This is a genomic window from Chryseobacterium sp. Marseille-Q8038 (assembly GCF_965111995.1).
In genome coordinates, this window is sequence record NZ_CBCOPN010000001.1 from 15,479 (window position 1) to 38,226 (window position 22,748).

Annotated in this window: 27 protein-coding genes; 18 read left to right on the plus strand and 9 right to left on the minus strand. The window is 35.2% G+C overall.

What is annotated here, in order from left to right; all coding sequences use genetic code 11:
* Positions 1-160: 160 nt before the first annotated feature.
* Both ACWPWS_RS00060 and ACWPWS_RS00065 read right to left on the minus strand, forming a co-directional pair.
* Positions 161-1,279, minus strand: a complete 1,119-nt coding sequence (locus tag ACWPWS_RS00060) for a site-specific integrase (RefSeq protein WP_454045018.1) — start codon at positions 1,277-1,279, stop codon at positions 161-163.
* 117 nt (positions 1,280-1,396) lie between these two features.
* Positions 1,397-1,747 carry a helix-turn-helix domain-containing protein gene (locus ACWPWS_RS00065; RefSeq protein WP_454045019.1) on the minus strand — a complete coding sequence of 117 codons (351 nt, stop codon included), beginning with the start codon at positions 1,745-1,747 and terminating at the stop codon, positions 1,397-1,399.
* Positions 1,748-2,332: 585 nt separating this feature from the next.
* Between ACWPWS_RS00065 and ACWPWS_RS00070 the strand changes: the two genes are divergently transcribed.
* From ACWPWS_RS00070 to ACWPWS_RS00085, 4 genes are all read left to right on the plus strand, one after another.
* Entirely contained in the window at positions 2,333-3,349 is a 1,017-nt protein-coding gene (locus ACWPWS_RS00070) for a hypothetical protein (protein WP_454045020.1), read from the plus strand.
* An 83-nt stretch (positions 3,350-3,432) separates the two neighbouring features.
* Positions 3,433-4,239, plus strand: coding sequence for a trypsin-like serine peptidase (locus ACWPWS_RS00075; protein WP_454045021.1), 807 nt, complete (start codon positions 3,433-3,435; stop codon positions 4,237-4,239).
* 175 nt (positions 4,240-4,414) lie between these two features.
* Positions 4,415-5,407, plus strand: a complete 993-nt coding sequence (locus ACWPWS_RS00080; protein WP_454045022.1) for an HNH endonuclease — start codon at positions 4,415-4,417, stop codon at positions 5,405-5,407.
* 17 nt (positions 5,408-5,424) lie between these two features.
* Positions 5,425-5,961 (plus strand): hypothetical protein, encoded by a 537-nt coding sequence (locus ACWPWS_RS00085; RefSeq protein ID WP_454045023.1) that lies wholly within the window; start codon positions 5,425-5,427, stop codon positions 5,959-5,961.
* Between the two features lie 15 nt (positions 5,962-5,976).
* On the opposite strand, the gene ACWPWS_RS00090 is transcribed toward ACWPWS_RS00085, so the two are convergent.
* From ACWPWS_RS00090 to ACWPWS_RS00105, 4 genes are read right to left on the minus strand one after another with little or no spacing between them, the layout of a single operon-like run.
* On the minus strand, positions 5,977-6,507 hold the full coding sequence (locus ACWPWS_RS00090; RefSeq protein WP_454045024.1) for a hypothetical protein: 531 nt from the start codon (positions 6,505-6,507) through the stop codon (positions 5,977-5,979).
* A 4-nt stretch (positions 6,508-6,511) separates the two neighbouring features.
* Positions 6,512-11,401, minus strand: a complete 4,890-nt coding sequence (locus ACWPWS_RS00095; RefSeq protein WP_454045025.1) for a hypothetical protein — start codon at positions 11,399-11,401, stop codon at positions 6,512-6,514.
* 2 nt (positions 11,402-11,403) lie between these two features.
* Complete coding sequence (locus ACWPWS_RS00100; RefSeq protein ID WP_454045026.1) at positions 11,404-12,471, minus strand: ComEC/Rec2 family competence protein; 1,068 nt, start codon at positions 12,469-12,471, stop codon at positions 11,404-11,406.
* A 32-nt stretch (positions 12,472-12,503) separates the two neighbouring features.
* Entirely contained in the window at positions 12,504-13,307 is an 804-nt protein-coding gene (locus tag ACWPWS_RS00105; protein WP_454045027.1) for a hypothetical protein, read from the minus strand.
* A 206-nt stretch (positions 13,308-13,513) separates the two neighbouring features.
* Between ACWPWS_RS00105 and ACWPWS_RS00110 the strand changes: the two genes are divergently transcribed.
* Positions 13,514-13,774: a hypothetical protein gene (locus ACWPWS_RS00110; protein WP_454045028.1), complete on the plus strand. Its 261-nt coding sequence runs from the start codon at positions 13,514-13,516 to the stop codon at positions 13,772-13,774.
* 334 nt (positions 13,775-14,108) lie between these two features.
* Here the strand turns inward: ACWPWS_RS00110 and ACWPWS_RS00115 are convergent, their stop codons facing one another.
* Positions 14,109-14,330 (minus strand): GtrA family protein, encoded by a 222-nt coding sequence (locus ACWPWS_RS00115; protein ID WP_454045029.1) that lies wholly within the window; start codon positions 14,328-14,330, stop codon positions 14,109-14,111.
* Positions 14,331-14,807: 477 nt separating this feature from the next.
* On the opposite strand from ACWPWS_RS00115, the gene ACWPWS_RS00120 reads away from it, so the two are divergent.
* The 4 genes from ACWPWS_RS00120 (at position 14,808) to ACWPWS_RS00135 (ending at position 16,420) form a co-directional block, all read left to right on the plus strand.
* Positions 14,808-15,188, plus strand: a complete 381-nt coding sequence (locus tag ACWPWS_RS00120; RefSeq protein ID WP_454045030.1) for a hypothetical protein — start codon at positions 14,808-14,810, stop codon at positions 15,186-15,188.
* A gap of 223 nt (positions 15,189-15,411) precedes the next feature.
* The gene (locus ACWPWS_RS00125) at positions 15,412-15,807 is read left to right on the plus strand and encodes a DUF3408 domain-containing protein (protein WP_454045031.1); all 396 of its coding nucleotides are present in this window, start codon (positions 15,412-15,414) and stop codon (positions 15,805-15,807) included.
* Positions 15,808-15,952: 145 nt separating this feature from the next.
* A complete protein-coding gene (locus tag ACWPWS_RS00130) occupies positions 15,953-16,156 on the plus strand; it encodes a hypothetical protein (RefSeq protein WP_454045032.1) in 204 nt (67 codons plus the stop codon).
* Between the two features lie 111 nt (positions 16,157-16,267).
* Entirely contained in the window at positions 16,268-16,420 is a 153-nt protein-coding gene (locus tag ACWPWS_RS00135) for a hypothetical protein (RefSeq protein ID WP_454045033.1), read from the plus strand.
* Positions 16,421-16,710: 290 nt separating this feature from the next.
* Here the strand turns inward: ACWPWS_RS00135 and ACWPWS_RS00140 are convergent, their stop codons facing one another.
* Both ACWPWS_RS00140 and ACWPWS_RS00145 read right to left on the minus strand, forming a co-directional pair.
* The gene (locus ACWPWS_RS00140) at positions 16,711-17,178 is read right to left on the minus strand and encodes a hypothetical protein (protein WP_454045034.1); all 468 of its coding nucleotides are present in this window, start codon (positions 17,176-17,178) and stop codon (positions 16,711-16,713) included.
* A 7-nt stretch (positions 17,179-17,185) separates the two neighbouring features.
* Positions 17,186-18,439 carry a C10 family peptidase gene (locus ACWPWS_RS00145; protein ID WP_454045035.1) on the minus strand — a complete coding sequence of 418 codons (1,254 nt, stop codon included), beginning with the start codon at positions 18,437-18,439 and terminating at the stop codon, positions 17,186-17,188.
* An 825-nt stretch (positions 18,440-19,264) separates the two neighbouring features.
* On the opposite strand from ACWPWS_RS00145, the gene ACWPWS_RS00150 reads away from it, so the two are divergent.
* Genes ACWPWS_RS00150 through ACWPWS_RS00190 form a run of 9 tightly spaced genes read left to right on the plus strand, consistent with a single transcriptional unit; the run spans position 19,265 to position 22,748 of the window.
* Positions 19,265-19,669 carry a single-stranded DNA-binding protein gene (locus tag ACWPWS_RS00150; protein WP_454045036.1) on the plus strand — a complete coding sequence of 135 codons (405 nt, stop codon included), beginning with the start codon at positions 19,265-19,267 and terminating at the stop codon, positions 19,667-19,669.
* A gap of 23 nt (positions 19,670-19,692) precedes the next feature.
* Positions 19,693-19,965, plus strand: coding sequence for a hypothetical protein (locus tag ACWPWS_RS00155; protein ID WP_454045037.1), 273 nt, complete (start codon positions 19,693-19,695; stop codon positions 19,963-19,965).
* Positions 19,966-19,991: 26 nt separating this feature from the next.
* The gene (locus ACWPWS_RS00160; RefSeq protein ID WP_454045038.1) at positions 19,992-20,525 is read left to right on the plus strand and encodes an antirestriction protein ArdA; all 534 of its coding nucleotides are present in this window, start codon (positions 19,992-19,994) and stop codon (positions 20,523-20,525) included.
* Between the two features lie 50 nt (positions 20,526-20,575).
* Positions 20,576-20,749, plus strand: coding sequence for a hypothetical protein (locus tag ACWPWS_RS00165; protein ID WP_454045039.1), 174 nt, complete (start codon positions 20,576-20,578; stop codon positions 20,747-20,749).
* Positions 20,750-20,760: 11 nt separating this feature from the next.
* Positions 20,761-21,177, plus strand: coding sequence for a hypothetical protein (locus ACWPWS_RS00170; protein WP_454045040.1), 417 nt, complete (start codon positions 20,761-20,763; stop codon positions 21,175-21,177).
* Between the two features lie 25 nt (positions 21,178-21,202).
* Positions 21,203-21,622 (plus strand): hypothetical protein, encoded by a 420-nt coding sequence (locus ACWPWS_RS00175; protein ID WP_454045041.1) that lies wholly within the window; start codon positions 21,203-21,205, stop codon positions 21,620-21,622.
* 48 nt (positions 21,623-21,670) lie between these two features.
* Positions 21,671-21,919, plus strand: a complete 249-nt coding sequence (locus ACWPWS_RS00180) for a hypothetical protein (RefSeq protein ID WP_454045042.1) — start codon at positions 21,671-21,673, stop codon at positions 21,917-21,919.
* Between the two features lie 2 nt (positions 21,920-21,921).
* The gene (locus tag ACWPWS_RS00185; RefSeq protein ID WP_454045043.1) at positions 21,922-22,290 is read left to right on the plus strand and encodes a DUF1281 family ferredoxin-like fold protein; all 369 of its coding nucleotides are present in this window, start codon (positions 21,922-21,924) and stop codon (positions 22,288-22,290) included.
* A 50-nt stretch (positions 22,291-22,340) separates the two neighbouring features.
* Positions 22,341-22,748, plus strand: a complete 408-nt coding sequence (locus ACWPWS_RS00190; protein ID WP_454045044.1) for a hypothetical protein — start codon at positions 22,341-22,343, stop codon at positions 22,746-22,748.

Here is a 22,748-nt window from a genome sequence, read left to right on the forward strand (position 1 = left end):
GAATTTACTCAAAAATGAAAATTGTCTGCTAATTTACTAAAAATATTAGTCTATTAAAGACTCTTTTAGTTTATAAATATATGGACTATTTAATAAATAATATTAGATTTTGGAAAGTATCACTTAGTTAAAAAAACTATCTTTCTATATCCCAGAACTATTAGAATTTATTATTCAGATCCAATTTGATTTTTTCAGAGGCGCTTTTGGTCAATTCATCCACAATTCTCACATACACTTCAGTGGTCTTAACATCTTTATGACCTAATAATTTTGAGACTGTATAAATATCCGTGCCTGATGACAGCTGTAGAGTGGCAAATGTATGACGAAAACCATGAAATGTAAAATACTTTTTTATTCCTGCATTGTTAAGCCATCCGGGAAGATATTTGATTACAAGATTGTACTTCAGTCCTTCAAAAATTTTTACATCATCTTCTCGACGAAGACCCAATAATTCGAGCGTATCATCGGACACCGGGTAATATTCCGCCTTTCCTGTTTTATTCTGCTTAAATAAAATATAGTAATTGCCGGATTTTCCCTGTATATCGCTCCATTTTAGACTTTCAATATCACAATAGCGAAGGCCTGTTAATGCCGAAAACAGTCCTGCTTTCTTGACAATGGAGGAATTACAATCAGCATTAGCCATTCTTTGTAATTCATCTTTAAAAAGATAGGGCCTATGCGTATCATCTACTTTGATATTATGAGTAAAATTTCCCAGATCTGCCGAAATGTATTTGTTTCTATAGGCTTTTTTAAGAACGGATTTAAATCTTGAAAAATAAGTGGCAGCAGTACTTTTTTGAATCTTTATTTTTGAACGTCCAACTGCAGGAGAGGATAATAGGTATTTTTTATAGCTCTCACAGAAGGCTTCATTAAGGTGTTTAAACAAAAAGACTTCACCTGCAAACTTTTTAAAATAGGCAACAGCCATACTCCATTGCATTGCCCCTGATTTGCTATCGACTTCTGCCTGGAAAAAATCAATAAAGTTGGAGTTGAATTTTGTCTTATTCAAAAAACCATAGTCAGTACTGTGAACATCAATTTGTCGTTGAAGACGTACACGTTCAGCAAAAGAGCTAATTTCTTCATTATGGAGTTTTTCAGCTTCAGATCTTGGGCTGTTGTAGATGAACATTTTAAGATAAAGTTTTCTAAGCAGCTTTCCTGTGGTTTCACTTTGTATAGGAGGATAAATTTCTAAATACAGACTTTGTCGTCCTTTACTTATCGGTTTATACCGTAAAGTTACCTTGGTCATGACATCGGTATTAAAGGGTGAAATTCAATTGGATATTGTCAAATTGGCTCATAGCCACAGCTATTGAAGTCCTCTAAAATATTATGAAGTCAATCTTCTGGTGTTTGATGATTGGTTCTAATAAATTAGTGCTAAATCAAGTAATTTGATTCTTGTTTTTCTTACAGATAGGTTGATGGCTTTTAAACGGCCGGTATTGATTAAGAAATACACCATTTTCGCACTGCATTTCAATATTGCAGAAGCCTCTTTTACAGTTAGGTATACAGGATTGTTTATAGGCTGATATTGCCGCTCTTCAAAACTTCGTATTCCTTGCCTCGCATAACTAATTTTTAAATTTCTTTGTTCAAGTTTATAGGCTTTTTTATTACACGTATGACTGCAGTATTTGGTAACTGTAGTTTTGGCTATAAATTTTGTACCACAATATTGGCAGACTTTTTCAATTCTGATGTTTGAGCTCATGATCAGATTTTTAAGTCTTGAAGAATACTTATTTAGGCCCAAGGCTACAATAATGGCACTGAGTTGTCATTATCCCCCCATATTCAGGGTCATTACATATAAACGAATACAAAATTCATCCCAAAAGACAACCTAATCTAATATAAAATATTTGAACATTTTTTCTTCTCTTTGTTCAGATTGTTTTTAAAATTTGACTTTAATTTTTATAAATCATCAAGCTTTGGATGTCAAAAATTAATAATTTCTCCAAATTAAGGGTAGATATAATCCAATAGTCTTTTTTATGAGTAAATTAATGACCATTAGAGGATATAAGCCCCTGAAGCTCTATAGCAATTTTATTTTTCGTTTGCTTAAATTTTGTGTTTTAATGCCAAAGGGGCAAGAAAAGGGGCAAAAATTGTAGCATCAGAACGCATAAAATCACATAAACAACACTAAATCAATAGGTTATAAAAATAGCCTTAAAAACACAAATAGTTGTATATCAACGATTTATAAATTCTATTTCCCGCTCAGGAAAAGCCCAAAGACCTTACTTCTGAAGCAGCTGTAGATTCTTTAAAAAAAAGGATGCTCACATTGGAAAAATCTCTTGAAGAATCCAAAATTCTTATTAAGGACACCCAAAAAAAGAGCATAAAAGAAAGATATGAAATAAATTTACTTTCTCTAAGGACAGGCTTGGTTAATGGAACAGAAATAGAAGTTCTTGTACCTGCAGCTACAAGATTATTAGCAGCCAAAGATCTTAGTGAAACTCTTTCAGAAATTAACAATCCTACTTCAAGCAGTTTAGGAACATCATTTTCAGACCTAGTTTTGGAATCAGCCTCAAAGAATCTACTGCCCAAATACAGTAAAGATACTGATAATGTAAAGGCAAAAACAAAATTCTCTTCGATTTTGGGAGCTATCCTAAATAGTCCAATAACGCAGTCTGTACTTAATAGTAACCCAATATCTAGTATAATCAATTCAACCATACAGCAAGCTGGACTTTTCCAAAAAAGCAATACAAACATAACCATTACTAAACAACAATTAAAAGATAAGAATGACTTTACACTACCTGTCAATTTAGAAAATACAGATGGACCATCTTTTGGAAATAAGGAGCTGAATGACTTCTATTCAGAAATAAAAGAAAGGGTTTCTTTTTATGATGAACTAAAACGATACAATACGGAACATAGTGTCATAACCGAAAGACTTTATATTGACGCTGGTATTATTAAAAAATCATTAAAAGCAAGTAAAACAGAAATATGTAACCTCCTTTCGATTTCTCGTGAAAATGCTGTTCAAGATTTTGAAACAACATATAATATTCAAGATTCTGAACTTATGAAAAATAAAATGAATGACCCCAAATTTAAGAAAGCTGTATCGCTCTCGGATTATGCTCTTGAGCAACTTCCAGAAGTTCGAGAATTCAATAAAAGTGTTGTAAACGCTATGGCGAACTATATTGATGGTTATATAAAAATTTTGGAAGACCATTCCAAAAATCCAAAAGCAAAATTAGATCCTACAGCAGTCAAAATTCAAATTGCAAAACTGAACTCCATTAAAGACAATTTCACTAAAGTAAATTAAGGCTCCATAAAAGTTACTTTCTTATCGGTAGCCTTTCTGAACTCAATTCTTTAAAACGTTAACATTACAAAAAATATTCTGTTATGAAAGCTTTAAAATTATTTTCTATTGGTATACTTCTCCTATTTGGTAATCTAAGTTACTGTCAAATAAAAATACATAAAGACTGCGGGCCAGAAAAATATTTAAATACTAGAAGTTTTGTTGAATCTGAGGTCCTTAATACTAAACCTTACAATTCAATAGTTCATTTAAATGTACGAGGAATTAAGAAATCTTGGGGAACTGCTACATTCATTAATGAAAGTACACTAATTACCGCAAGGCATGTAGTTGATAAATGGCTTCTTAATAAAATTGTAGTTTATAAGAATATATTTGAACAGGGGAAAATAAAGACCATTGAGGTAACATTAGACAAAAAAGACATAACGATAAAAAATGCTCCCAGAAAAAAAGGAAGTTATTTTAGTGATGATATTTCTTTGATAGTACTTTCCGAAACCGGTAGGAATAAAATAAAGTCTATCTATTCAAGTAGTATTGAAGTGACAAATTATAAACTTCTAGATCTGGATCCTGATGAACTAGTTACGTTAACTGGCTACCCTGTGGATTTGGCAGAAAGTGGAATTGATCATTCAGATATACTTTCCAATAAATCCACATCATTTAAAGAACTTATTTTTCCGAAAGAATATGAACTGGTCGGATATCCGCTCTTCACTTGTAGCGGTGATAGCGGAGCTCCACTTTGGGTCAAAGTGAAGGATAAATATTATGTGATCGGTATACATCATGGAGGACCAGAAGGTGTAAAAGACTTTAAACCAACAGAGCTGAGTGCATCTGCATTAATACCAGCAATAGACTGGATTCATCAAAAATAATTGTGACGTTCAGAAACTACTTTCAAGTACACAATTATATTAAACTTTTTAACTCCTATATGAAAAATAATGCCTAAATATGCGTTAATTTTATCAGATAATGTGATCCAATTTGTAGCTTGAAATTTTTAACAAAGTGATTATAGATTTATATCTGAAAAGTAAAAAATACTAAATGGCCAATACCATAACTACCATGACAATTGAACAGCGAATTTTAAATCTTGAAAATAATTACATCCCCCACAAGACGTTTCATCTAAACACTAATGAGAATATTTATCTCGGCAATAATGAAAATAAAAAATGTAGATTCTGCAAGAAAAGTGAACCGGACGTCAATTTTAATAATATAGCACATGCTATTCCTGAATTTGTAAATAATCATCGATTAATTAGTTATTACGAATGCGATTCATGTAACTCAAAGTTTGCAAGGACACTTGAAACCCATATGGGTGATTATATGAATGTATATCATACTTTATCACAGGTCCGCGGCAAAAAAGGGGTTCCATCTTATAGAAAAGGGGGTGAAAAATCTGCAATAAAGCGCACCTCTAATGGTTTGCAAATTGATCACCACGAGGGAGAAAGAGAGAATTTCATTTTAGATGAAGTTAACAAAACAGTCACCATAAAGGCAATACGTGCGACCTACATTCCAATTGCTATTTATAAATGTCTAACAAAAATGGCATTAACAATAATGGACGAAACTGAGTTAGAAAATTTTGAAAATACTTTAAAATGGATAAACGAAGAGGAGCATAGTAAAAGCGAGTTTAAAATTAACGGTTTAAAATGTATTTTTTCTTTTACACCAGGTCCATTACCGCATGATTTTACTAGTTGCCTTTTATTAAAACGAAAAAACAACCATACTGACAATGTTCCATATATGCAATTCTTACTAGCATACGGAAATTTTACGTTTCAAATAATTTTGCCAATATCAAGTATGGACTCAGCAAGTAACACCTTTAATATAACGCCAATACCTACGCCTTTTGATTTCAAAAATGAGTATGGTAAGCCCAAATATACTGTTCTTGATTTTACATCAACCACTAAAGTCAAGAATGAAGAAGTTAGTTTGAATATGAGTTACGAAGAAATGGCAGAAAAAAATTTAGAGGATAATAGCGATGATTCACTCGCTAACTAAGCTTTGAAAATTAAATTATGAAAGATTATTATAGATTAACCGCCAGCAAAAAGGAGGAAATAGCTCAAAACCTAATTGATATTTTTGAAAGAGATATCGAGCCTTCAGTTGATACAAGACGTTTTATCTGTAACTGGATCTTAACTGACCGTAGTGAAAAGTTTAAGGCTTATTATGATGTCTGGGAAATTGTATTAAAAAATTTCATTCCAAAAACAAAACCTATCTTGATCAGAAGTATCCCCCGAAAATCTAAACTCGAATATATTGCGAGCTTCACAAATACAGCATATTCTGCTGTAAGATTCGGTGAAGGAAAAGGCTATTGGATTATATGCGATACGAAAGATTGTTTGCCATCATTAGAAATAAATAAAGGAAGATATAGAAATACCTTTTACCCCCTTAGTGACGTGTTAAAAAAAGCAAAAGCTAATGGTGGATACGGATTTTCTGACCGATTCCTAAGGAATTATGCCGGAGAAGACGAATACATTATGAAAATAGACTTTTCAGTGATGCAACTATTAAAATACATAGATCACAAATACTAATAGTTTTATATCAATCTAAACTAAGTTTTCTACCAAGATTTCCCGTCCATTTTGGAAAAAGCGAATGTCGTATGTGCCTGATTTTCTTTTGGTACCAAAAATTATTGCTATTCCTAACTTGTAGTTGTAGTGATTTCCCGAATAATCAATCGTTAGATGCTCAAGTTTTATGAGGTCAAATTCCTTGTGTTTGCGTGAGTGGGAGTCCTTTTTAACCTCGATTACTACGAGGTTATTTTTATTGGTTTCTCTTTTATGGATGATGATATCGGGACTTATTTTGTAGTTATCACCATCATTTGGTTCAAATCCAATTTCTATCATTCGATTTTTCGCAATATCGAGAGCTTTTCTGTCGTTCGGTTTATCAATATCACCGTTATATTCAGGATCAACATCAAAATCATGGAAATAAGGCTTTAGATAATACGCAAGGTGCGTGGATATATTAAGCTCATTAAGACCGCGAGCCAGGTTACCGGCTTCTTTTTCCAATAATACATCTATTGCGTCCTTAATATTTTGTAAAATTAAGTCTATATTCATATTTTTATTTGTATTGCAGTAGTTCATCTTTTAACATGTAAGCTTTAGGAGAAATTCTATTTATCAGAAAATCTAAGATAAATAGATAATGGCCTAACAGTTCTTTGTTGTTTTTTATGTCATTCCCGTATTTATAAAAGGCTTTTTCAGCAAACTTTTCCAATAATTGAACATTCACTTCATGAGCATTCTGGCTTTTCAGCATCATGGTTATCCAACTTAAAGAGTCAGGCGTAAATTGATGAAATGCAACACCATTCAAAAATTTAATACTTTCATTTATTTTATTGAATCCAAATTTTGTAATAAACTCTTTATAATAAAGATTTTTGCCTTCGAGCACATGCCAGTTTTCCGAATCTGGCGTCCAGTCAAGATCCATTAGAAAAAGAGGGATGTAAACAGTTGTATTATTTTCAAGTGTCCACTCCCGTAAAACTTCCCATAGTGCCCAAAAATGATCTACTTTCGATCCATTTGCAACAGATCTTATGAATTCTTTAACCAGACGGTATACATACTCTGTTTCTTCATTTGATCGTAGCTTGTTATCTTCTGTGATCGTAAGATCCAGCAATTCCCTAAATAGAGGTTTCGAAATTTCGGTAGGTTGTGAAAGCAAAAATCTTGGATAGAAGAAAGTAAATGCATGTCTGCTGTCATGGAAACCCGATTTGCTACCTGATGTGCGATCACCCAAAAATTCCAGATGAAGTCTTAGGATTTTTTGTGTCATGCCATGTTGCTGAGGATCATCAGTTGTCCATGGTATAACTCGGAGAGCATCGTCAAGATACCAATGAGTAGGCATATCAAGAGCGAAAGAAAGTTCTGTAGGTTTTTCAATACTCCCATCAAGAACTGTTTTAGTTAACTGATCTACGTAATCCCTTTCATCAACAATCTCCTCATTCTCGTTTGGTAATTCTATTCCATATTTCCACATGGACTCTCGGCGGAGCTGTTCTATGGAATTTATTTCTTTTTTATATTCAATAAAGCTTAGTAAGCCGTACCAGCAATTTAATACAAAATCCGGCTCATATTTAGAAAGGTGGTGGGCGATTCCGACTTGAAGGGCAATTCGTTCACCCTCATCCAAACCGCTTAAAAGCAATCGAAAAATCAATTCCTTTATTTTCAACCGAACTGAACTGTCGGTCTTTTCATTAATAATATATGATAATCCTGAAAGTGCAGCTTTTTTACCAAATACATCTAAATACATTTCCATAGATTCCTTCCCCGCAAGCTTTTTTGCAGCAAAGTCTATAATAGTTTCTCTGCACCATATTAATTCATCTTCGTTCAATTCGTTAGAAAAATCACGCATGGCAAGTGATGCCATTAATGTGGACGAAGTCATAAGATCATGATGACCTCCTGAATTATGAATATATTCATAGCCAACTTTCCATGTTTCATAATTATGATCTGGCATAGGTTTATTATCATAGGCTTGCTTTGCCCACAAGACGTTGACGGTGGGATGTGGTATGCTCAGATCAATTGTCTCGGTTACATTCTTTCGGACCTCCTCATCATAACCCGGTTGGATTTGAAACATATTTCTACCGTTATATTCTACAGGTATATATTCATATTTTCGAGCATCCATATCATATAGAAATTTTTTCCAGAGTATTTCTTCGGGCGGAGCCTGTTCCCACATGGCATCAATCTCCTTAAATAATAGATCATTCTGCGTTCGATAGATAAACATATACTCAGAAACAAAACCAATAAGACCTTGATAATACTTTCGTCGATGAACTTTTGCATTTGATTTTATCCTTTCATTTTTTTCGAACTCATCATCATTGAACACTTCTGTCATGTGTAATTCCGAAGACCAGCGGTTAGCATCCCACCAAAAAAATGAGGGTACACCTAGAAGAGAAACTGAAACTTCATCCAAAAGATCTGGCTTTGCCTGAATTACACTTGCAACAATTCCCAATAAAGAAACATTATTAGATTCTTTGATAATCCTTTGGATATACATCTTCAGGTTTTGATCATCATTTTTGCCGATCAGGTCAAGGAGGCCAGCTTCAAGCGCCATTAACAGAGACGAGATATGACGATTTGCTACTCTTGTACCACGAAACATGCACCAGTATTCCACGGTACCATAGTAGGTGGTTGACATGCCATCTTGAAAGTCTACATTGATGTTTTCAACATCCTCACCTTGTGACATTAAGATGCTTTGATTTTGTTCAAAAGCAGCATTTAAAAAAGTAAGAATGAAATCTAAAGCTTTATCCGGATGATAAAGAAACATCCAATAAAAAAAGGTGTGGTAAGCACTTGGAAAACCATATTCGGTGTTAAAGCGTCTGTCTAACCCGAAATCCCTGGCATCTGATCTATGAGAATTCGTAGGATGGTAATCCCTTCTTTTATCTTGCTCTTCTTTTGCCGACCACTCCTCGAGAGCTATCGCTATTACGTCATCGGGGAAAAAGCGGCATATTTGGTCTGCCATTACTCCCTCGGTAATATATGCTCGAATCTGATATAAAAATTGCGGATTATCCCATCGCTCATTTCCAACAGTTGGATTTCTCGCAGCCCGGATTAAAGATGCCACTAATAAAGGAGCTGCATCTGTCAATTGAAAAAACATTTCAATATATGGCTTTAAAACTGAGCTAACAGAATGGTATTTTGCTGGTCCAGTCAGTGGTTTTTGCACTCGGTGAATGAAACCCTCCAGGTAATAGGCTACACTTTTTGAACAAGCTGGAAGGGTTTGTGGTTTGTATTCAGGTAGTTGCTTCGCCCAGGCCGTAATAAGTGCAATATATTCGCTGTCGATATTGAATGATGAAATTTTTGAGAAGTTATCCCAGATAAAGTCGATTATATAGTCCCAGCCGGAACCTGTTGGCAACAACTGATCTAAACTTTGCTTGGTTGGATCGAGCCTTTTACAGCCAGTTTGAAGTAAAAATATTATGCGTTTCAAGAACTCACCTTCGTTGCTAAGAAGATTATCTTTTAACGCATCCAAAAGTATTGCAGCGTGCGTTGACCGTAGAGATACAACTAAAAGTTCGTCTTTCCAGGATTGCGACAATAAGCTGTCTTGCAGAAGTCCATGAACAAAACTGACCGATGCGATAGGCTCCGTAAGATAGTATTCTTCCATCCACAACCTAAATGCCCTTTTCATTGCGGGGGTAGTCTCCATGGATTCCAAGAAGGTCTTGGCGTCTGGTATCAGTTGTTTTTGCCCCGAAATAAATCTTATTAGTGCCCAATCTTCCAAAATATCATGTGAGGGACTGTATTCATGAGTTATCCCTTTATCGTTGGTTTGGATGATATTGTCTCTTACAAGCTGAGATATCACTTCCTCATTTCCTGAATAATCGGTATAGAGGCTCATTTCTCTTGACCTTTTTACACAAATTTCGTAAAATACAGTTCCTCTTGTGGCGCTCCCATTCTCCACGATGTGCTGCCACATCAACTTCTTAAATTTTACCTCATCTAACTGCTGTTCACTTTCCAAAAAAGGAATGATACGAACTGCTTTGTCAAGATAGTAAGGGTTATGAAGTAAATGATTAATTTTCGGGTTTTCCAGTAAAGTAGTAAGTTGAGGGATGGCCTCGCGGACAAGTTCCATCTCTGCATCATTAAAATCATTGACTTCCAGATATGTGGTGTTTTTTGGAAGCTCAAAACAAAAATTAATTCGAAACCTTTGTAATAAATACTCCCTAACAGTTATTAATAGGATAATACGTTGATTAGATTTCATAATTTGGAGCAATTCATTGAATGCACCGGAAAATTCAGACTCGATCAATTTTTCAAAGCTCTCGATCCAAATTAAAACATTTCTTGCGGATAATGGACTACCTACAATTTGTTGGATCGTAGCATTATATCCGGCGCTCTTCATTGCCTCATCTAAAGTCTCACAATAGAGATTTTCTGGAGTAAATGTAATGACTGTATGATTACCTCCAGATTTTAATTCTGCCACTGCAGCTTTGGCCAGCGCCGATTTTCCCACACCGGGCTTCCCATGGATAACAATCAGATTATTTTCTTTAATAGCACTAATCAAGGGGATCGTATCACGGGGTACAGTGAATGAACCAACTGTTTCCCTGGTTCTTATATTGATTATTTCCCTATTTTTATCCATTTCTCCATAGCTATCCAATATCGCAGAATTAGTTTCGGGTTTTAACGCTTTAATACGCTTGAATTTATCAGGAGGAATAAGCTTATTATAAGCTAATATTTTCGTTGCTAGAAATGTATTTCCATCTTCATAAGTATGGATTATTCCCGCAAAATAGAGATTGCCATAGAGATAAGCATAGGCACCTGATCCGGAAAGGCCAGATACATTTGACATGGCCTGCTGATAAAAAGTGTCTAATGACCCTTCATGATGCAATGTAAATACATTTGGATTATGCTTTTTGTTTTCAATAAATTTTAGTGAAAAAGGTTGATCATCTTTTTGACCATTAAAATTTGCAAACCCCCTGATCCTATACTCCTGAATAGCATCATCAGTGTCGATTACCTGACAAAAAAATTGTTTCCCGGTAAGCTCTACAATATCATTTGTAGGGACTATCAATATAGCGAGATCCTCCTCATTACTTTTGGAAGTTATTACTACTGCGGTTTCTGAAAGGACATATGAATGATATGAGGAAGTCTCCTCATTAAAAATCTGATCTAACACTATGCCTTCTTTAGTATATGTTTTGTCAAATTTTTCTCCAGTCAGACAATGTTTGGCGGTGAGTATATAGGCATATTCCGTATCTGCATCAGGAAAGTAGATCACAGCTGTGCCAACGTCGCCATTGCACTGAATTCTTATTGTAGAAAGCTGAGGTAAATTTAGGTTCATATTTAATCGGTAATTGCTGAATATAAAAAGTATTTGTTTTCACGACCAATTTGTTTATATGTGCATTCAAATTCGTAGCACGACTGCACATCGGCGTCAACTTTAAATAGGTCTCTCAGTTCGTGCGTATCACAAACAAAATGAATTTTTATCTTTTCTTCCTTTTTCTTTCCTTCTTCCAATAATCGAACTAAAGCTTCCTTATCGGGATGCCTATTATGGATGCCATTACCGGTTATAACGAAGTTATTTGTTCTAACCATCTCTAATAAACCTGGGCTCGTGTTAGCTTTGCTTCCATGATGAGATAATTGCATAAAAGACAGCGGAATTGGATTGGTTGAACTGAAATGCAGAGCAGAAAGGCTGTCCTCAATATCTGATGGATGGCTGTCTGCTAAAAGCAAAGCCCTCATGTCGCCAAATTCTACAAGAATAGCAATCGAACTGCCGTTTACCTCATCTGTATCTTGATGAAACCGAAGATCTTTAAGCTCGTCGATAGTTTTCGCATGATCTGACTGTGAAGCAGTTCTGCCAATTTTCATAGACCGTTCTTCCTCAGCCCATAAATCTTTAGCTTTTTCTTGTTTTTCAGGTGTAGGCGAAAGTATAGTAATTTGCAAGCCATGAACCTCAATGGGCTTTGTTTTTGTATTAATGGAAGTTTCGGTTTGGATATGGTTATCCTTAATATATTCTCTTAATGTAATGCCATCACGTACTGAAATTTTCTCACTGGGAACTTGTATCGGTTCGGAAGTAGCATTAAATAAAAAGCTCCTTACAGCTTCATTTTTATTTTTAATTGTTTTATCCTGTAAATACCCCAGTACCGCGCCGATATGATCTCTGTCAATGTGACTGACAATCCAATGGTCAACTACTTCATCCGAAGCTAAAATTTCTTTGATAAGCGGAGCAAATGCATTTTTATATTCGCGCGGATACCCGCCATCAATAAGTATGTTGTGCCAACTTGAATCTTCTCCAAGAAATCTGATATGGATAGCATCACCGCCCCCGGTATCGTAAAAATGGAAACTAATTTTATGAGTTTTTTGAAGCATAATAATGGCATTGAATTAAATAATAATTAACATTAAGCGTCGGCCAATTTTTTACGAGCTTTAATATGTTTTAGTAAATAGGCATCCAGGAAATAAAGTTTACTATCTTCATCAATCCTGCTTTTATCGTAATATTTAGCATCCATCGCTTTGAAACAGTTTAAATATCCTTTAAATGGCATTTTTTTTAAAGTTGCATATCTTTTCAATACATATTTAGCGTACCTTTTTTTTATCGCAACAAAATCATCCGCAAACTCCAAAATAACAAAATCGTAATTCTGATCTACCTCATAATCTAAAGATAGAAAACCTAATACCTGAAGATCTGGAATAATTTTTTTAAAATTCATTTCTCTTGTGAAATGGTCTCTGTCTAAAACATATTTGATTACGTCAACTTCTACCTCAGGAATCTCCAAAAACTTCGCTAGGCATAGACGGTGCTGTCCACCAATTGTAAAATAGTGATCCCCATACTGGACAACTGTTTTGGCTTCTTCCGCAAGGTGTATATGATGAATTACCTTCACTTTAGTTGGGAAATTATCAATGACACGATCCAGCCTTCGTAGATCAGTAAAAAACTGTAGCCAATGATATCGCCAGTCTTTTGGTTTATACATAATACAATTATACCCGTAGGAATAGTCAATTCCACAAATTTTGGCCGGGTTTATTTTCTCTCTGAACGTCCCCGCAGATTTGAAAAATTGCAGGTGTTCAATATGGCTGAAATGAACAACTACGTCGTCATGCCATTTCTGGTCAATAAATTTCGGATTTAAACTTTTTAACCAATCTATTCTTTGCTCATCTGAATATTTATAAGACATTTATTAGTAATTTTTTGTAACAGGAATATACTAATTATTTTACTTCCCGTGGATGAAATATCGACCATAGACAATTTTTACACTTAATTCTTCTACCCTTTATTGATTTTTTTAAAATAAAATTTTAACAACACAATTTCCCTCGTTAACAAAAAAAATTGATTAGCTTTTTTAAATTACTTTTTTTAGATTCATATTTGAAAATTATGGAAGATACAATTGACTCAATATTCGATACTAATTCAGGACAAATTTTTAGGATCACTTATAAAAATAGAGATTTTCAGGTTCGGCTTCTAAAACGAGGGCTCAAAAGAAATGTCACCGAAGTGGATCTACTTTTAGACGGCGTAGTTCAAAAGATGATGAAGGAGAAAGATACGTGGCATTTTGAACATGGTAATGATCAGGAACTTGCAAATGATATCTGGCGCGCGATTTCTTTGCGATATCGTATTTTCGCATAATTATTTTTGCATCTGCTATACATATTCGCAATCGTCATAAAACGTGTCCGACTGCCAGAATTCCTTTGAATCAATGTCCATAATTGTTAATTTCTAAATCGAGCCTGCGCCGGTTAAGGAGATTACTTGAATATATTGTCTATGATAGTTGGGAGAATAGTCTTTTTATTATTTTAGCCGTATTTAAAAATTCAATTCATATATTTGCATACTCCTGTCCCTAAAGGAGTTATTTGTCAAAAGTAAAGCCAAGGCACCGAAGTCATTTTCGGTGTCTTCCTTTTAAATGGATGTTACTCATTAAAACTTTATTGAATTTTCGCTTGATCTTAGTTTACATTTTCTTTTTAAATGAAAAGACCTGCTGCAAAACATAACTGAAAATAGAAACTAAAATAGTTGTTAGTAACGCCGAAGGTGTCGGATAGAAGTGAAGCTCTTCTACAAAAAATTTGATGAAAATATAATTCAAGAGTATACACAATAGTACGACAAGAAAATACCTAAACAAGTGTATCCTCCTTTTTTCTGTTTGCCTGTTGGCTAAATACAACATACATATTCAAATAAAACCCCAAAGGAAAGGTGATCAGAAAAGCGACGATAAAAGCTCCAATATGGGGCGTTACTGCTAATGTTTCAGTAATTTGTATAATTTTCTTTTTAAAAATAAAATTATACGAAATGAAATAAATGAAGATGTTCAGGACAGCCACTCCTCCTCCACAAGATGCATATCTAAATGTCTTGATCGGTAGAAAGCGAAAAAATATATTATGGATATAATCCAATAAATTTATTATTAGATTTTTGGTAATTAAATGTAGTTTTCTTAACAAAATCATAAACTGTCCTTCGGTGTGTCTATCACTAAAACAGGTGCAATACTAACATTTTATTTTTAAAATTCCCCTTCTGCTCCAAAAAGTAATAACAAAAAAGTGATTTTATTATTATTTAGACAAAATAAAAATAATTTTCATTTTCTTGCGAAGTTAGTATATATTTGAATTACATAAATTATTTATTATATATGAAATTTTTAAAATTTACAGGAATAGGAACTAGCTGTTTAGTTGCCATTCTCACATTCACTAGTTTTAAAGTAAACAATAGTAGCTCATTGGGTATCTCACATTATGTCATTAGGGCGGGAGTTTATATTCATGATGGCAATGCAATGGCAGCGTGCGATGCTGAAACTTTCAATAGCCAAATTAAATTGGAGGAAATTGAAAATGATCTTTACTATAGTAAGGCATGGGCGGTTTTTGATTATCCGATCTATTGGTCAGATCCAGTTCCCGTCAATTCGGATATTCCTGTCCACGTAAACCATAGTGGAACGATTGACTATTGCGAATGTTGGATAAAACATGACCCCGTTCTTACAATAGAAAAAGTAAAGAGGTAAATATAATTACATTTGGAACTGTTTCTGAAAGTGAAGAAGCTTTGCGGAGTTCGATTGGACTCCGTTCTTTTTTTAAATTAATATTTTTATGTATCTCTTGAGAGTTATGGTATAGATTATTTTTATGAGGGTTCAAGCCTTCTTCCGGCAGAGTCCCAATTGCTGAAAGCTACGCGTATGGATTTATTTATACAGGAATTTTTAAAAATCATAACTATCTGATATGGCGAAAGGACGTAGAGATTTTGAAAAACCGATTGTTGATGAAGAGTACCTGATGAACATTATGAGCGGGGAAGAACCGTTACCCATAAAGACCGAAGCCAGTGCTGATGTCCCAAAAGATGTGAAGCCTGTTGAGCGTCCAAAATCAAAGAGTACAAAAAAGTTCGACTATCGGGAAACATTTCTTGTGAACCGTTTCCCCTCGGGCAGGAATGGAAAAGTTGTCTATATAAGGGAGGAATATCATGAACGGTTACTAAGGATTGTGCAGTTGACAAGGGAGGATAAAGTTACGCTGTATTCTTATATCGATAATATTCTTGAACATCATTTTCAGGAGTTCGGAGAAGATATTACGGATTATTTTAATGATAAATTTAAACCCATTTTTTAAACAACATATGGAAGGTTTACTACAAGTTATCATATTGATCTGTCTTATTTTGATTATCATCCTCTTAGGAATTGATAAAGTGAAGATCGTCAGAATGGATTAATCACCTGCTCCTGAAAAAAGGCCACAAAATAGCATTAATATTATGGGACAGGTTTCTGTCGCTACAAAAGTTGATCCTTTGGACAATAAGGTAAAAAGGAGCAATATTTTTGAAAAATTGATTACTGCGGAAACTTTAGAAATTAAGGAAAAAGATATTGGAACGGATACTATTGAAAATAGTGATATCATCATTGATTTGGATGAAGAATCAGATGACGAATTTGATTATGTGCCAGACGATTAACGTTTTAGCCAGGTAGTTTCTTTAGATGAGCTCAGTAGAGTAGGAAACCTGCTTCAAAACAGTAACCTTGATGACTTACAGGAGAAAGAAACGATTGAAATCATACAAAAAATGCAAGGGACAGAGATGTTTACTAAAATGCAGGCTTCGATTGATGGAGCTTCACAAAGAATAGCGAAGCTGTTGGACAAGTCTTTCAACAATGAAAATGATTACTGCAATACTTCGCACAGTAAGGAAATCGACAATTTTGACATCGGATAATTACTTCTATTGAAACTTTATATACAATTTACGGTTTCTAATTCAGATATCAATTCGAATTGCCGGATAAAAAGCTAAAGTAATATCAGATTTTAGGTTTAACCTGAAAAAGTCCTTCTGAAAAAAAATAAAATAATTGCCCAATATCAATGAAAGCTACCCTATTTTTGGGATAGCTTTCTATTTTTCCTCTTTGTTCTATTAATAAATCCCATCTTCTGATGCTTTTATTGCAATTACAGAAATTTTTGCAACCACAGACTGAATAAGATTAGGATATTCAGAACAAATTATTTTTTAAGTTGGACTTTCAGTGGATTAGCCCTAGAGTCTACCGAAATACTTTCTCCATTTACAAATAGATCAGAGTACCCAACGCTACCATCGGTTTTTTGAACCTTAACCTTAATTGTTATATCATCATAACCTTTAACTTTTAATATGCTTTCAGCATACTCATTATTTTGTGCTTCTACATTTGCAAACACAATCAACATCTTCGCCTGCCCATCATTTACAATATTCATATTCTTTGGAAAATCCAGGTTTTCATGATTTTGAAGGACTTTATCACCAGTACTTGTGACGTAATATAGATCCAGATCAGCTATTGTCAACTTTGAATTAAGGACATTTACACCATTCTCATCTACTAAATTTAGCTGAACCTTGTCATATAGGTTTGTTTGCTTAGCTTCCTCTTTCTTACATCCAAAGAAAGAAAGAACACTTACGATTATTAACAATAACTTGTTCATATTGATCTTATTTATGAATATTATAAACCATTTGTCGTTTATATTGGTAATTACCATTACCTGAATTTGCATCGGCATAACCGAACCAGCCGTTATGCGACCCTCCCCATCCCCAATTCATGTGGAACCACAGATAACCCCCTCCGCCAACTGTTGAACCATCAGGCAAAGTTTCAGGACATGTTATGAGGTGGTGTGCTCCGTCTACTACCCATACATGTCCGCCGCTGTATGTAGGAAAAAGTGATCCGCTTTTGGTACTGTAACCTGATAATATAGCGGGCCTGTTACTTGTTATTTCACTCAAAACTGTCGCAGAATTAAAATCACCCGAAGTTGCAGAAGTGGAATACCCAATACTTTTAAAAGTAGAGGAAATATCACTTATATCTGCAGCCGCTCCAGTTCCATCACACTTATAATCTGAACCAACTGCATCCGCTGCCAGCCACATGAGTTTAGAGATTTCATTTGCTCCTGCAGAAACATCTGAATAATTTGGCACACTACTGGGCATAATGCTATAATTAAATGTAGTTGGATACTGATGATATCTCATGACCTGTGCCATTGCAGTGCCTACACAACCTGTAAAAGCTTTACCATTGCAATAATAAGGAGTGCAACTTTTCGCCGGCATATAATTATTATAGCCACCGATTTGGTCCCAATTTGTTGAAAGAAGTGGACCTTTTACAAAATCACTATCCTCACATTTTGGGGGTGGCGGTTTTGCGACATTTCCTCCAACTGCCTTTGTTTTTATAGTAGAGACCATGTTACCGGATAATAGCTGTGTATATTTGGCTTTCTTCAATAGAATATCCGCAACATTTGTTCGCTGTGTTCCTCTTGCTTTGATAGCATCAATTTCAAGCTTCGTGTCATTCAGCCATGCATCTGTAGCAAGTGGCACAGTATCTGAAGAAAAGGAAGTTTCGTCTGAATATGCTAGCACAGGGTTTGCTCTTCGGTCAGCTGCTAAAATAATAAAGCCGCCATCGGTATAGTTAAATATACGCATGACAACCGTTCCATCACTGCCTACTATTTCTTTCTCTAGAACTGTATTACGGCTTTTATTAATTCCCGCACTGGCTTTTGCTTTCCTATGTAATATGTACTGCTGTAAAGAGTCAGCAATTGATTTGCTCTCCTTTAAGGTAACATAATTCTCATCATTTGAGTTATCCGTATTAATATCCTCCCTGTTACATGAAAAGAAGATAAGAATAGCTAAATACAAATAAATTTTTCTCATAATCTAGTTTTTATGGTTAGTATTATAAATATACAATAAAAATAATCATAAACTTTAATTAAAGAAATAGATAACTTGTTTTTAATCTATAAAAGTTAATGAAAACAATAAATCAAGTACGATTTCGCAATTTTTTTATGAATTGATTTTAGGGTTTAGAAAATTAGAAAGTCCAACAATTTCATAACAATTTTTCAGGTTCCTCAATAAATGAAGCATGATCCAAATTTTATGTTTTTTCCTAGGAGCATGTTGAAATTATGGTATAGCTTCTTTTTAACTGGGGCGTGTCTAATTCAGACCGCGCTTTTTGTTCCAAGTCCTCGCTGAGCTGTGGGCTATCCACTTCAATCGCTCACGCATTATTGTATGTTTGCCATTGCGCACGCCAAAGCACATTTATCTCCTGGCTTCTTTCCGTCCCATAAAAGAGCTTTTGGCTCCCCATGATCAGAAAATTGTAAGTCAGATCCCACAACAGTTCCCAAAATCTGCCTTCCAAATCTCTAATGTCCGGACAACTAAGTATCCGGATTTTATATGCATAAAAATTCAATGAATATCATTTTCAAAGAAAAGGATAAAAAGGCAGCCAAGTTAGTTCATCCATCCGACCCACATCCCACCAATAGAAAAAAGTGAATGAACGGTTTCCCCCCAAGGGACCCCCCATTAAATCATTTTTTCTCTTGGTCTACGCAGTTGTATGATCTGTTTGTCTGCTTTCTTTTTTTCCTTTTTTTCTTTTGAAAATAATATCGGGGACGAGCCTCGGAAGGACTGGAAGAACATAACAAGCAATGTAAAACAATAAAACAAAACGTTATGAACATCACAGCAAAAATCACAAGAACAGCAGAAGTTAGAACAACTTCAAACGGCAAAGAGGTAGTAAATTTTGGCGTAGCGATCAGGCACACCTTCCGAAACAAAGAAGGCGAAAAAATCAGTCAGCCCACATTTTTTGACTGCGCATACTGGAAAACCCCAAACATTGCCCCATACCTGACAAAAGGCACTATTGTAGAACTTTCGGGAAGGGTCAGCCCTAGAGCATGGGTAGACAAAGAAGGCAACCTAAAGGCAGGACTGAATTTTCAGGTATCTGAAATAGTTTTTCACGGTGGGGACACAAAACAGAGCGGAGAAACAGTAAAAAAAGAAACCGTAAAAACTGGCAACTCTTCACCTGTATTTTCGGGGGATAATGACGATGATCTACCATTTTAAAACAAGCAAAATTTTAAAGCATTATGAAAAATTCACTTGAAAAATCAGGGATTCAGATACCCGAAAATATAGCACAGATTGCCCTAATGGTCACAAAAGACTGGAAAAACATCTATTTCGGGGCTGTGCCTTACTTGGATGCAATGCGCTCACTAAATAGCGTAAACGACAACTATTACGAAGATTCGGCAAGCTCGATAATCAATTATTTCCTTGCAAATGCGACAACTTGGCGCGGAGAGGTTGCAAGGGCGGTAAAAGCCAAATTAAAAAAGCTTGTGGCAAGCGCAAACTAATCTTTAAACCTTTAAAATTTAACATCATGGCAACAAATATAGATATAACAGAAGCCAACGTTTACGTGGGAACCTATGCCAAATATAATAACGGTTCGATTTTCGGAAAATGGCTAAAACTGTCAGATTATGCAGATAGGGGCGAGTTTTACGAAGCCTGTGCCGAGTTGCACAGTGACGAGGAAGACCCCGAATATATGTTTCAGGATTATGAGAACATCCCAAAAGGTTTAATCGGTGAATGTTGGATCAGTGAAAATATTTTTGACGTACTGGAAGCCTTAAACGATCTGGACGAAGACAGATTGCAAGCCTTTTTAATATGGTGTGAAAACGATCACAAGGAATTATCAAGTAGTGATATTTCTGAACTGATGGAAAATTTTGAGAACGACTATTTAGGGCTTTACGACAGCGAAGAGGATTTTGCCAGGGAACTGATGGAACAGCGTGAAGACCTCAGTGATTTTGCAAAGGAATACTTTGATTGCAAATCCTATGCGAATGATCTTTTCTGTACAAGCTATTGGAGCGAGGACGGACACGTATTCTATAACTAAACTTTAACCACAGGCGACTGTGAAAGCAGTCGCCTATAAATCTAAAAAAAATGGTACTGGAAACATTCAAAATAACATTGAAACATGATACAGGTTTTTTCAAGGTCAAATTAACCTCACTCAGCGGAGAGCAGGGAGCAATTCAGCAGGTAATGACCTGTGAAAGATGTCCAATAGGGGCAATAATCAGGATTATGAAAATTGGGCAGAAATCTATCATTTAAAATTTACCGCAATGAATGTTGGCGTAATAACATACAAAAAGTACGACGAAAATGTGCTACTGAATGCACATTTCAATGTAGATGAATTATTCAGGATCATCCTGCACGACAAAGATTTTGTACGCTTTGAAATCTTCGACAGGGAGAAGAAATTACTGGCATCTACTTATTACCCGAATGTTGACGGAAAGGGGCTGTATATCCATCCGGTTAAGGTGTTCAGGGACGAGGAACTTAAATGGATAGATTATTACGCATTTAGGTCGCCTTCCACAATCAGGTATTATAAAGTGACTTGGAAAGTAGATGGTGCGGTTTTCCGAACAAGGAAAAAAGCCAATGAATATGCAAATCTTGTCAATAAAAGAGTTGCATATAGAATTGAACCTTTCATTGACCGAAGCACTTACCGCAGGTCGCAGAACTGAATTTTACACATCAAAATTTATCAAAATGAATTCATTGGACGAAATGAAAAATATAGAAAGGGCGTACGTGTTAGCCCGATTATTTCCCAAAGATTTAAAAGACCTTATCAGCTTTGTTCAAAAGGAAATAACACATTTTCGGGAAAAGCAGGAGGATATTAAAAAGGCTTGGCCACCCCACTGCCTGATAACAGCGAATTATTGGTACAGCCTGATCGCAGAAATTGAAAAGGTATTGGAAAGGCTCAATGTTCAGCTTCACAGAAACCCGAAAATATTTTCCGAACATCTTTTTTGGGGACACAATTCAATTTTTATGATACACTGCCTTGTGCGCTTTGTCGGGTGTGAAAATCCCCACCATAGCCTGAAACTGGCAATAGAACTGCTGTTCGGAGAGAAAGAAATAGTATCCATAGAATTTACGGAACAAACGGAAAATTAAAGTTTAACCACAGGCGACTGTGAAAAGTCACCTGTAAATACTGGCAAAATGACACAGGCAGAATTAGCGGAAAATTTCAAAGCACTGATGACCATAAACCCACCCCTAAAGGAAATTGAAGAACTTTTCTTTAAGGCAGTCAGCAGTGGCGCACTGGATTTTGAAGACGAACCGCAGGACAGTTATAGGACTGCTAAGATTATTTATCATGCCATTCTTTGTACGATGGCGGCAAAATGGTTTCCCCTTGCAAAAGAAAATTGGGAGGAAGCCCAGAACCTTAAAAAATTCTTGTAATCATGGCAAATTGGTGTAACAATACGGTTGTCTTTTTGGGAACGCCCGAAGCAATCGAGCAGATAACAACGCTATTTAATACAATAGCAGAAATGGGACAACAATCGGAAAATCAAAAACTACCCGATTTCCTAGCAGGTACAGAAGAACATTTCTTTTACTTTATCAGCCATAACACGGACGGTAAAATCGAATATGTAACGAAATGGACACCCAATATAGAAGCTGTGGTGCGGATAGCAAAGCATTATAAAGTTGATTTTGTAATGGACTATCAGGAAATAGGCAATTGTCTATATGGAATGGCAACCTATACTAAGGGTATTCTCAAAACTATCAGTTTAGATCCAATGGATTTTGGCAGGTTCTAATATGAGGGCGATAACCTTAAAAAATTTCTTTAATAACAAAACGTAATGAAATGAAAGCATTAACAGAAATGGACAATATTGACAGGGCATATTTGTTTGCAAAACTGTTTCCTGACGAACTGCAGGATATAACGGAGTTCATAAAAACCGTGGCTGACGAATATACCAAGAATGAAGATTTCGTCAGGTCGGTATGGAATGGCAACCCCGTAGATATTGATACCTGGTATGGGCTTGTTGCTAATTTTAGATACAGATATACTGCCAACGGTACAAGATTATACAAAAACTGTCGGGTATTCACAGATCAGCTATTTGATGGTTACGATGCCATATTCACTATCGATGCCCTTTTAAACTATACTCAGCAAACACAGTGTATCACGCAGTTAACGCATGCTATCCATCTATTTTTTGGAGAACATAAACAGATATTGGTCAAACTAAAATTTTTTTGA

Bases quoted from the DNA above. Each gene is read 5' to 3' on its own strand.
- ACWPWS_RS00060 (WP_454045018.1), bottom strand. From the start codon at position 1,279: ATGACCAAGGTAACTTTACGGTATAAACCGATAAGTAAAGGACGACAA.
- ACWPWS_RS00065 (WP_454045019.1), bottom strand. From the start codon at position 1,747: ATGAGCTCAAACATCAGAATTGAAAAAGTCTGCCAATATTGTGGTACA.
- ACWPWS_RS00075 (WP_454045021.1), top strand. From the start codon at position 3,433: ATGAAAGCTTTAAAATTATTTTCTATTGGTATACTTCTCCTATTTGGT.
- ACWPWS_RS00080 (WP_454045022.1), top strand. From the start codon at position 4,415: ATGGCCAATACCATAACTACCATGACAATTGAACAGCGAATTTTAAAT.
- ACWPWS_RS00085 (WP_454045023.1), top strand. From the start codon at position 5,425: ATGAAAGATTATTATAGATTAACCGCCAGCAAAAAGGAGGAAATAGCT.
- ACWPWS_RS00090 (WP_454045024.1), bottom strand. From the start codon at position 6,507: ATGAATATAGACTTAATTTTACAAAATATTAAGGACGCAATAGATGTA.
- ACWPWS_RS00095 (WP_454045025.1), bottom strand. From the start codon at position 11,401: ATGAACCTAAATTTACCTCAGCTTTCTACAATAAGAATTCAGTGCAAT.
- ACWPWS_RS00100 (WP_454045026.1), bottom strand. From the start codon at position 12,471: ATGCTTCAAAAAACTCATAAAATTAGTTTCCATTTTTACGATACCGGG.
- ACWPWS_RS00105 (WP_454045027.1), bottom strand. From the start codon at position 13,307: ATGTCTTATAAATATTCAGATGAGCAAAGAATAGATTGGTTAAAAAGT.
- ACWPWS_RS00110 (WP_454045028.1), top strand. From the start codon at position 13,514: ATGGAAGATACAATTGACTCAATATTCGATACTAATTCAGGACAAATT.
- ACWPWS_RS00115 (WP_454045029.1), bottom strand. From the start codon at position 14,330: ATGTTGTATTTAGCCAACAGGCAAACAGAAAAAAGGAGGATACACTTG.
- ACWPWS_RS00120 (WP_454045030.1), top strand. From the start codon at position 14,808: ATGAAATTTTTAAAATTTACAGGAATAGGAACTAGCTGTTTAGTTGCC.
- ACWPWS_RS00125 (WP_454045031.1), top strand. From the start codon at position 15,412: ATGGCGAAAGGACGTAGAGATTTTGAAAAACCGATTGTTGATGAAGAG.
- ACWPWS_RS00130 (WP_454045032.1), top strand. From the start codon at position 15,953: ATGGGACAGGTTTCTGTCGCTACAAAAGTTGATCCTTTGGACAATAAG.
- ACWPWS_RS00135 (WP_454045033.1), top strand. From the start codon at position 16,268: ATGCAAGGGACAGAGATGTTTACTAAAATGCAGGCTTCGATTGATGGA.
- ACWPWS_RS00140 (WP_454045034.1), bottom strand. From the start codon at position 17,178: ATGAACAAGTTATTGTTAATAATCGTAAGTGTTCTTTCTTTCTTTGGA.
- ACWPWS_RS00145 (WP_454045035.1), bottom strand. From the start codon at position 18,439: ATGAGAAAAATTTATTTGTATTTAGCTATTCTTATCTTCTTTTCATGT.
- ACWPWS_RS00150 (WP_454045036.1), top strand. From the start codon at position 19,265: ATGAACATCACAGCAAAAATCACAAGAACAGCAGAAGTTAGAACAACT.
- ACWPWS_RS00155 (WP_454045037.1), top strand. From the start codon at position 19,693: ATGAAAAATTCACTTGAAAAATCAGGGATTCAGATACCCGAAAATATA.
- ACWPWS_RS00160 (WP_454045038.1), top strand. From the start codon at position 19,992: ATGGCAACAAATATAGATATAACAGAAGCCAACGTTTACGTGGGAACC.
- ACWPWS_RS00165 (WP_454045039.1), top strand. From the start codon at position 20,576: ATGGTACTGGAAACATTCAAAATAACATTGAAACATGATACAGGTTTT.
- ACWPWS_RS00170 (WP_454045040.1), top strand. From the start codon at position 20,761: ATGAATGTTGGCGTAATAACATACAAAAAGTACGACGAAAATGTGCTA.
- ACWPWS_RS00175 (WP_454045041.1), top strand. From the start codon at position 21,203: ATGAATTCATTGGACGAAATGAAAAATATAGAAAGGGCGTACGTGTTA.
- ACWPWS_RS00180 (WP_454045042.1), top strand. From the start codon at position 21,671: ATGACACAGGCAGAATTAGCGGAAAATTTCAAAGCACTGATGACCATA.
- ACWPWS_RS00185 (WP_454045043.1), top strand. From the start codon at position 21,922: ATGGCAAATTGGTGTAACAATACGGTTGTCTTTTTGGGAACGCCCGAA.
- ACWPWS_RS00190 (WP_454045044.1), top strand. From the start codon at position 22,341: ATGAAAGCATTAACAGAAATGGACAATATTGACAGGGCATATTTGTTT.